This is a genomic window from Thauera sp. (assembly GCF_034003485.1).
GTDB lineage: Bacteria > Pseudomonadota > Gammaproteobacteria > Burkholderiales > Rhodocyclaceae > Thauera.
Genome location: NZ_JAVEYL010000061.1, coordinates 1 through 8374, shown reverse-complemented (window position 1 = coordinate 8374; position 8374 = coordinate 1). Strand labels below are relative to the sequence as shown.

The window sequence follows — 8374 nt, the reverse complement described above, 5'->3', positions numbered from 1 at the left end:
CCCCAACCTCCAACGCCGCCACGACTTCCTTGAAAACCGCTGCAGCGCTGAAGAGGGCCGAATTATAGACACCCAAAAAAAACCGTCAAGAAAAATAAGAAAAAAGATTCTTATGAGAGGATGCGTGACTTGGCAACCCGCACGAAGATAGCGAAACGGCATGGCGGACCAGTACCCAGACGGGCCGCACGGAACAGGAACGCCGCCGCAAGCCAACCACCAGACGCCAGTTGTTACGCAGACACTAGCTCCGCCTGGCGCGCCTCCAAGCCGGCAGTTTCAATACCCGCCCGGAGCAGCCGCGTAGTTCTCGAAGCGAGTGTTCTCCCCGATGAAAGTGAGCCTGACCGTACCGGTCGGGCCATTACGATGCTTTCCGATGATCAGCTCGGCGGTACCCTTATCTGGCGAGTCCGGGTTGTAGACCTCGTCTCGATAGATGAACATGATGATGTCCGCGTCCTGCTCGATCGCACCCGACTCACGCAAATCCGACATCACTGGGCGCTTGTTGGGACGCTGCTCGAGACTTCGGTTGAGCTGGGACAGCGCCATGATTGGCACATTCAGCTCCTTGGCCAGCGACTTCACCGAGCGCGAGATCTCGGACAGTTCGGAGGCGCGGTTGTCGCCTTCGCGGGTGCCGCTCATCAGCTGCAGGTAATCGATCACGATCAGCCCTAGCTTTCCGCACTGACGAGCGAGTCGGCGGGCACGGGCGCGCAGATCGATCGGGTTGAGCCCGGGAGTCTCGTCAATGAAGAGCGGCGCATCGTAGAGCTTGCCCATCGCCATGGTCAGGCGCTGCCAGTCGTCGTCGGTCAGGCGGCCACTACGGATCTTCTGCATGTCGATCCGCCCCACCGACGAAATGAAACGTGTCGCGAGCTGAGTACCTGGCATTTCCATCGAGAAGATCGCGACCGGCAGGCGCTGCTCGATCGCGATGTGCTCGGCCAGGTTGAGCGCGAAGGTCGTTTTGCCCATCGCCGGGCGCCCGGCAACGATGATCATGTCCGATGGCTGCAGGCCGGAGGTCTTTTCATCGAGGTCGACCAGACCGGTCGGCACACCAGTCACCTCGGACGGGTTGTCGCGGTCGTAGAGCTCTTGCACACGATCGACCACCTGCTTGAGGATAGGCTGGATCGACACGAAACCGCTCGTATGGCGCGCCCCCGCCTCAGCGATCTGGAACACCTTGGCCTCAGCCTCGTCGAGCAGTGCCTTGGCGTCCTTGCCCGAGGGACTGAGCGCGCTGGCCGCAATCTCATCCCCGACCGCCACCAGCTTGCGCAGGATTGCACGCTCACGGACGATTTCCGCGTAACGGCGGATGTTCGCGGCCGAAGGCGTGTTGTTGGCAATCTCGGCGAGATAAGCGAGGCCGCCCGCCTGCTCGGCCTCGCCATTCTTCTCGAGGGACTCGAACACCGTCACCACGTCGGCGGGTCGTCCCTGATCGATCAGCTTGGTGATGTGACGGTAGATACGTCGATGATCATCTCGATAGAAGTCGACCTCGCTGACGAGGTCTGCAATTCGCTCCCATGCCTGGTTGTCAAGCAACACGCCACCGATCAGGGACTGCTCGGCCTCGAGCGAATGCGGAGGGAGCTTGATGTGCGCCATTTGCGGGTCAGATGAAAAATCGGAAAAGCGGGAGGGCGCGGAGCTCATTGGAAACACCATCTAGACCTGATTACGCCATTGTAACGACAGGCTGGAGCATGAACGGGGACAGTGGCCGATTCACATTTGGCCTGACAGGAACGGACACCGCCAGAACGAGCACGGCCAACGAACCCTGCGCCGACCACAAACGGACCGCCAGATGTGTACGCCACGAATTTCTCCGGCGCACCAAAGCAAAAAGGGCTGCACACGGCAGCCCTTTTTGCGGGTATTCGCAGACGCGATTACTGCTCAGCCTTCACCACGACGGTGATGCTGGCCAGCACGTCAGCGTGCAGCGACACTTCGAGCGAGGTCTCGCCGACCTGCTTGAGCGGACCTTCCGGCATGCGGATGGCGGAGCGATCAATGTCGAAACCCTTGGCGACAAGCACCTCGGCGATATCGGCATTACCCACCGACCCGAACAGACGACCGTCCATCCCGGCCTTGCGGGAGACCTCGACGCTGACGCCTTCCAGCTTGCCAGCCAGCTCTTGTGCGGCAGCCAGCTTTTCGCCTTGAACGCGCTCAAGCTCGGCGCGACGGGCCTCGAACTCGGCCAGGTTGGCGGCGTTGGCACGCTTGGCCTTGCCTTGAGGAATCAGGTAGTTGCGGGCATAGCCATCCTTGACCTTGACCACATCACCGAGGCCACCCAGATTGACGACCTTCTCGAGAAGAATGATTTGCATGAGTTCGCTCCCCTCTTACAGGTGCAGGTCGGTGTAAGGCATCAGCGCCAGGAAGCGCGCACGCTTGACGGCGACCGACAGCTGACGCTGGTAACCAGCCTTGGTGCCGGTGATGCGCGCCGGCATGATCTTGGCGTTTTCGGTGATGAAGTCCTTCAGGATGTCCACATCCTTGTAGTCGACTTCTTCGATCTTCTCCGCGGTGAAGCGGCAGAACTTGCGACGCTTGAACAGACCACGACCACCACGGTCGTCCTTCTTCTTGAACTTGGATTTCGGCTTGAAGGCCATCTTCAGTTTCCTTCGAGAAATTCGATTGTGTTCAGATGCAGAACCGGGGTTCGACTGCGCAGGCTCTTTGCGGAGAGGAATCCGGTGGCGCGCAGCGCACTTCCCGGAACCGCCGCAGCCAGCACCGCCGCCAGATCGCCCAGCGCCACCGCCTGCACTTCCACCGAAACGTCGCGGCTCAGTCCCGCTTCGACCTGTTTCGATTCGTGTGCCAGCACGCAGCTTGCGATCGGCACTCCTGCAGGGGTTCGACGCAGCGGCAGCACTTCGGCCACGCGCGCATCGAGGCGTAGTTCGTTCAGTCCCGGTTCAGGCAACTCGCAACTCAGGCGGCAGCGGCTTCGCTGTCGGCCGGCTTGGCTTCGTCGGACCCGATGTTCATCGAGCGCGACTTCTCTTCCTTCATCATCGGCGAAGGCGTGGTGACGGCCTTCTTCATCTTGATGGTGAGGTGACGCAGCACGGCATCGTTGAACTTGAACGAGTGCTCGAGTTCGGCCAGCGTTTCGCCGTCGCACTCGATGTTCATGAGCACATAGTGGGCCTTGTGCACCTTCTGGATCGGGTAAGCCATCTGACGGCGGCCCCAGTCTTCCAGGCGGTGGATCTGGCCGTTGCGGGTGGTCACGATGGACTTGTAGCGCTCGACCATCGCCGGCACCTGCTCGGACTGATCCGGGTGCACGATGAATACGATTTCATAATGTCGCATGCAAACTCCTTGCGGTTAGTTGTTGCAGCCCCCCGGCATGCGGTCCGGTGGAGCAAGGGAAGCCGAAGACTATAACAAGAAATCCAGGAAAATCAAAGACTGCCGAGGCCGCCGGGAGACCACGGCCAACGGGGAAAAGCCGGCAGTCCCGTTACAAAAGCCTGCTTACACTCTGCGAGTGCCCTGCGGCGCAGGCCTCACCTAGTATCGGAATCACCGGGGCGCTGCCCTGCAACGACACCAACGAGGCAGACCATGAACACGACCCTGACGCGCAAGCTCGTCACCGCCCTGATCTGCGGCGGAATCCTTGCCGCCGCAGCACCCGCCGCGCATGCCGACAGAGACGACCGCGGCCCGCGCTGGGGCCATCAGAAGCACCACTACAAGCACGATCACAAGCATCGCCGTCACTGGGACGAACGACGCACCGTCTATCGCGAAAAGGTCATCATCCGCGAACGCCCGCGTTATTACCGCGAACCCGTGGTCAATAACTACTACTACGAACGCCCCTACCGTTCGTATGGCTACAGCCGTTCGCCCGCCGTGGTGATCGGGGTGGATATTCCGCCGCTGGTGATCCCGCTGCGCTGAGCACGTCGCGCTCGCCCTGATCTCGCCACCCGTCAGCGCGGGCGGCTGTCCCAGATCTTCTGCAGGCGTTTGACCGAAACCGGCATCGGCGTCTTCACTTCCTGCGCGTACAGCCCAACGCGCAGCTCCTCCAGCATCCAGCGGAAGTCCTCCAGCATCGGATCGACCACGCCGGCGCGGCGCTTGGCCGCAAGTTCGCGCTCCCAAGCCTGCGCCAGCACCTTCCACTCGGCCATGGACTGCGCATCGCGCGTCGGGTTGTTACGGAGTTTGTCGACCCGGATCCCCATTGCCTTCAGGTAACGTGGGAAATGGGCAAGCCGCTCCCACGGGAAGGCAACGAGAAAGTCCTTCGTCAGTAGCACTGAAAGCTGCGCCTGGATGTCGGCAATGACGTCGGGAAAGGCCTTGAGCCCAGACAGACGTTTCTGCAGCCCGGCGTACTCCACAAGGAGTTGGCCAGCCAGGCGCATGAATTCCTGTGCCACCAGGCTGATCCGGCTCTTGGCCTCGGCGCAGCGCTTCGCGAACGCCTCGGCGTCGGCCGGCAGCGGATCGAGCAGGCAGCAACGCGTGAGCGTGGCCTCGACCAGGCGCGCCTTGAGTTCAGCCTCGGTGCCAAAGCTCATGTACTGCAGCGCGAGCTCACGCAACCCGGGCAGGCGCTCGACCGCGCGGACCTGATCCTTCAGGTTGAGTGCAAACAGGCGCGCAAGGCCGCGCCGATGCACGCGCGCAGCCTCTTCCGGCGTGTCGTAGGGACGTAACGAAACGCTGTCGCCGTCGTCGTGCAGCGCCGGAAAGCCGATCACGTCGCGGCCGGCAATGCGGATCTCCAGCAACTCGGGCAGCGCACCGAAAGACCAGGTGGTGAAACCGGACAGCGTCGGCGCCGCTGCACGCGCGGAACCATCTTCACCAACCGCCCTTGCGGCTGCCGCGCCCTTTCGGGTCGAGAGGTCACGATCGCCCGCCCGGGCCGCGCCGCCATCTTGCCGCTGGTCGCCAGAGCGCAGCGCCGATGCCCCACTGGCAGACGCCGCAGCCTCATCGCCACCAGCCCGTGCGCCCTCGCCGCTACCCACGCCCGCCGCAGAGAACGCCCCCGCCAATGCGCCGTCGATCTGCGCCGCCGAGAAGCGCGCCGCCACCTGCTCGCGAAAGCGTGCGCGCAACTCCATCAGGCTGCGCGACTGGCCCATCACCCGTCCGTGCTCGTCGATCACACGAAAATTCATGAAGCAGTGCGGCTTGAGGTTCTCCGGGCGGAAACTTTCCAGCGGCAACTTCAGCTGCACGCGCTCCTCGACGAAGCGCTGCAGCATCTTCAGGAACGGCTCGTCGATATCGAACTCGCCGGCCTCGAACGCCGCCACGAAGGCTGCCGCGCTCTCGGCGACCGGCTGCAGGCGATGGCGGTGCCTCTGCGGCACGGTCTTCATCAGCGCCGCGACCTTCTCCTCCAGCAGGCCGGGCACCAGCCACTCGCAGCGGTTGGCGGGAATCTGGTTGAGCATCGCCAGCGGCACCACCAGCGTGACGCCGTCGTCAGCATCACCCGGCTGGTGCAGGTAGGCGAGCTTGAGCTTCTGCCCGAGTACCTCCATCGCCGGCGGGAAGCGGTCGGTGGTGACGCCCTCGGCCTCGTGGCGCATCAGCTGCTCGCGCGACAGGTGCAGCAGCTTCGGCGCGGCCTTCTCCGCCGGCTTGCGCCACGCCTCGAGGCCGGCGAGGTCGCAGACGTCCGCGGGGATCTTGCTGTCGTAGAAGGCCTCGATCAGGGTCTCGTCCACCAGCACGTCGGGGCGGCGCGACTTGTGCTCGAGGCGCTCGATCTCCGCCACCAGGCGCTGGTTGTGGGCGAGAAAGGCCATCGCGCGCGCAGGCCCTTCGGCGATCTCGCCCTGCACCAGACCCTCGCGAATGAAGAGCTCGCGGCACAGCGCGGGGTCGATGTCGCGGTAAGCCACGCCGCGGCGCGGGTAGATCACCAGGCCATACAGCGTGCCGCGTTCCCAGGCGCGCACCGCACCGGAGGCCTTCGACCAGTGCGGCTCGAAGACCTGGCGCTTGATCAGGTGGCCGCCGACCTCCTCCACCCACTCCGGCTCGATGCGCGCGATGCAGCGCCCGAACAGGCGCGAGGTCTCGACCTGCTCGGCGGCCATGATCCATTTGCCCGCCTTCTTCGCCAACGCCGAGCCTGGATGCGGCCAGAACTTGATGCCGCGCGCGCCCAGATACGAGCCCGCCTGCGGCCCCGAGGCATCGTCCACCTTGCAGCCGATGTTGCCGAGCAGGCCGGCGAGTAAGGCCTTGTGGATCGCCTCGTAGTTCGCCGGCTGCGTGTTCTCCTTCCAGCCGTGCTCGGCGCACAGCGTGTGCAACTGGGTGAACACGTCGCGCCACTCGCGCATGCGCATGTAGTTGAGGAAGTGCTTTTTGCACCAGGCCTTCTGCTTGCTGGACGACTCGTGGCGCTGGACCTCGTCCCAGGCCTTCCACAGATGCCAGTACCACAGGAACTCGGACTTCTCGTCCTGCTCGCCACCGCGGAACTTCGCGTGCGCCTGGTCGGCGCCGCCGGGGCTGTCCTGCGGGCGCTCGCGCGGGTCCTGCACCGACAGCGCGGCGGCGATCACCAGCAGCTCGGCGAGCGCGCCGCGGTCGCGCGCAGCGAGGATCATGCGGCCGATGCGCGGGTCGAGCGGCAGCCGGGCGAGCTCGATGCCGGTCGGGGTGAGCTTGCGCTCGTCGTCGTCGGTGACCGCGCCGAGCTCGGCGAGCAGCGCGTAGCCATCGCCGATCAGGCGCGAGCCGGGCGCATCGATGAAGGGGAAATCCTCCACCGCGCCCAGCTTGAGCGCCTTCATGCGCAGGATCACGCCGGCCAGCGACGAGCGCAGGATCTCGGGGTCGGTGTGCAGCGAGCGACGGTTGAAGTCGTCCTCGTCGTACAGCCGGATGCAGATGCCGTCCATCACCCGCCCGCAGCGCCCCGCGCGCTGTTGCGCGGCCGACTGCGCGATTTTCTCGACCTGCAGCTGCTCGACCTTGGTGCGCGGCGAGTAGCGCTTGATGCGCGCCAGTCCCGTATCGACCACGTAGCGCACGCCCGGCACGGTCAGCGAGGTCTCGGCGACGTTGGTCGACAGCACCACCCGGCGCCCGTTGGAGGGCGAGAACACGCGCGCCTGCTCCTGCGCCGACTGGCGGGCGAACAAGGACAGCACCTCGGTGCCGGGCAGGTGATGCGCCTTGCGCAGCGCCTCGGCGGCCTCGCGGATCTCGCGCTCGCCGGGCAGGAAGACCAGCACGTCGCCCGGGCCGCAGCGCTGCGCCTCGTCGACCGCGTCGACCAGCGCGTCCATCAGGTCGCGGCCCCTGTCCCTGTCACCCGCCCTGGATTTGTCGCCCTCCTTCCCACCTTTCGCGGACGCGCGCGCCGCGGCCGCCGGGTCGACGTCCTCGCTCTCCACCGGCCGGTAGCGCATCTCGATCGGATACAGCCGGCCCGACACCTCGATCACCGGCGCCGGCTTGCCCGCGGCGTCGGCGAAGTGCTTGGCGAAGCGCTCCGCATCCAGCGTCGCCGAGGTGACGATCACCTTGAGATCCGGCCGGCGCGGCAGCAGCGTCCGGAGGTAACCGAGCAGGAAGTCGATGTTGAGGCTGCGCTCGTGCGCCTCGTCGATGATCAGGGTGTCGTAGGCGGCCAGCAGCGGGTCGGTCTGGGTCTCGGCGAGCAGGATGCCGTCGGTCATCAGCTTGATGTGGCTGCGCTCGCTGGTCTTGTCGGTGAAGCGGATCTTGTAGCCCACGACCTCGCCGAGCGGGCTCTTGAGCTCCTGCGCGATGCGGCTGGCGGTGGCGCGTGCGGCGAGCCGGCGCGGCTGGGTGTGGCCGATCAGGCCGGCGACACCGCGCCCGAGGGTCATCGCGATCTTGGGCAACTGGGTGGTCTTGCCCGAGCCGGTCTCGCCGCACACGATGATGACCTGGTGGGCGGTAAAGGCGGCGGCGATCTCGTCGCGGCGCGCGGACACCGGCAGCTCGGGCGGGAAGTCCGGCACCGGCAGGGCGGCGCGACGGGCGGCAAAAGCGGCACGCGAACGCGCGAGGAGCGCATCCAAATCGGCCTGCAGCCGGGTCGTGCGTGCCGCGGCCCGATCACGCCCGTGCCGCGCCTCGGCCGCGGCCTGCACACCGCGCACCAGATCGCGCGCCATACGACGCAGGCGTGGCCGGTCAGCGCTCAGGCAGTCATCGAAGTTCGGCGGCTCTATGCCGTTTCCAGTGGAAATTGACTTCTCAACAAACATGACGGTAGCGCCCGTAGTCGCGGGGGATGGCCGGCACCAAGGGGCTTTGTGGTAGATGCTTGAGCTTGGACATGCGCAGGTAG

The 8374-nt window shown here is 65.2% G+C and carries 7 protein-coding genes; 1 reads left to right on the top strand and 6 read right to left on the bottom strand.

Annotated features, from left to right (window positions below):
* Positions 1-279: 279 nt before the first annotated feature.
* The 5 genes from dnaB to rpsF all read right to left on the bottom strand — a co-directional run bounded on the left by dnaB (position 280) and on the right by rpsF (position 3372).
* On the bottom strand, positions 280-1680 hold the full coding sequence (gene dnaB / locus RBT54_RS17735; protein ID WP_320368341.1) for a replicative DNA helicase: 1401 nt from the start codon (positions 1678-1680) through the stop codon (positions 280-282).
* A 239-nt stretch (positions 1681-1919) separates the two neighbouring features.
* Entirely contained in the window at positions 1920-2369 is a 450-nt protein-coding gene (rplI, locus tag RBT54_RS17730) for a 50S ribosomal protein L9 (protein ID WP_320368340.1), read from the bottom strand.
* 15 nt (positions 2370-2384) lie between these two features.
* Positions 2385-2660: a 30S ribosomal protein S18 gene (gene rpsR / locus RBT54_RS17725; protein WP_320368339.1), complete on the bottom strand. Its 276-nt coding sequence runs from the start codon at positions 2658-2660 to the stop codon at positions 2385-2387.
* A gap of 2 nt (positions 2661-2662) precedes the next feature.
* Positions 2663-2935, bottom strand: a complete 273-nt coding sequence (priB, locus tag RBT54_RS17720; RefSeq protein ID WP_413788474.1) for a primosomal replication protein N — start codon at positions 2933-2935, stop codon at positions 2663-2665.
* Between the two features lie 50 nt (positions 2936-2985).
* Positions 2986-3372, bottom strand: a complete 387-nt coding sequence (rpsF, locus tag RBT54_RS17715) for a 30S ribosomal protein S6 (protein ID WP_320368337.1) — start codon at positions 3370-3372, stop codon at positions 2986-2988.
* Positions 3373-3627: 255 nt separating this feature from the next.
* On the opposite strand from rpsF, the gene RBT54_RS17710 reads away from it, so the two are divergent.
* On the top strand, positions 3628-3969 hold the full coding sequence (locus RBT54_RS17710; RefSeq protein ID WP_320368335.1) for a hypothetical protein: 342 nt from the start codon (positions 3628-3630) through the stop codon (positions 3967-3969).
* A gap of 32 nt (positions 3970-4001) precedes the next feature.
* On the opposite strand, the gene hrpA is transcribed toward RBT54_RS17710, so the two are convergent.
* A complete protein-coding gene (hrpA, locus tag RBT54_RS17705; RefSeq protein WP_320368334.1) occupies positions 4002-8198 on the bottom strand; it encodes an ATP-dependent RNA helicase HrpA in 4197 nt (1398 codons plus the stop codon).
* Between the last annotated feature and the right edge of the window lie 176 nt (positions 8199-8374).

Coding starts and splice junctions, on each gene's coding strand:
- RBT54_RS17710 (WP_320368335.1), top strand. CDS start 3,628: ATGAACACGACCCTGACGCGCAAGCTCGTCACCGCCCTGATCTGCGGC.
- rpsR (WP_320368339.1), bottom strand. CDS start 2,660: ATGGCCTTCAAGCCGAAATCCAAGTTCAAGAAGAAGGACGACCGTGGT.
- dnaB (WP_320368341.1), bottom strand. CDS start 1,680: ATGAGCTCCGCGCCCTCCCGCTTTTCCGATTTTTCATCTGACCCGCAA.
- rplI (WP_320368340.1), bottom strand. CDS start 2,369: ATGCAAATCATTCTTCTCGAGAAGGTCGTCAATCTGGGTGGCCTCGGT.
- rpsF (WP_320368337.1), bottom strand. CDS start 3,372: ATGCGACATTATGAAATCGTATTCATCGTGCACCCGGATCAGTCCGAG.
- hrpA (WP_320368334.1), bottom strand. CDS start 8,198: ATGGCGCGCGATCTGGTGCGCGGTGTGCAGGCCGCGGCCGAGGCGCGG.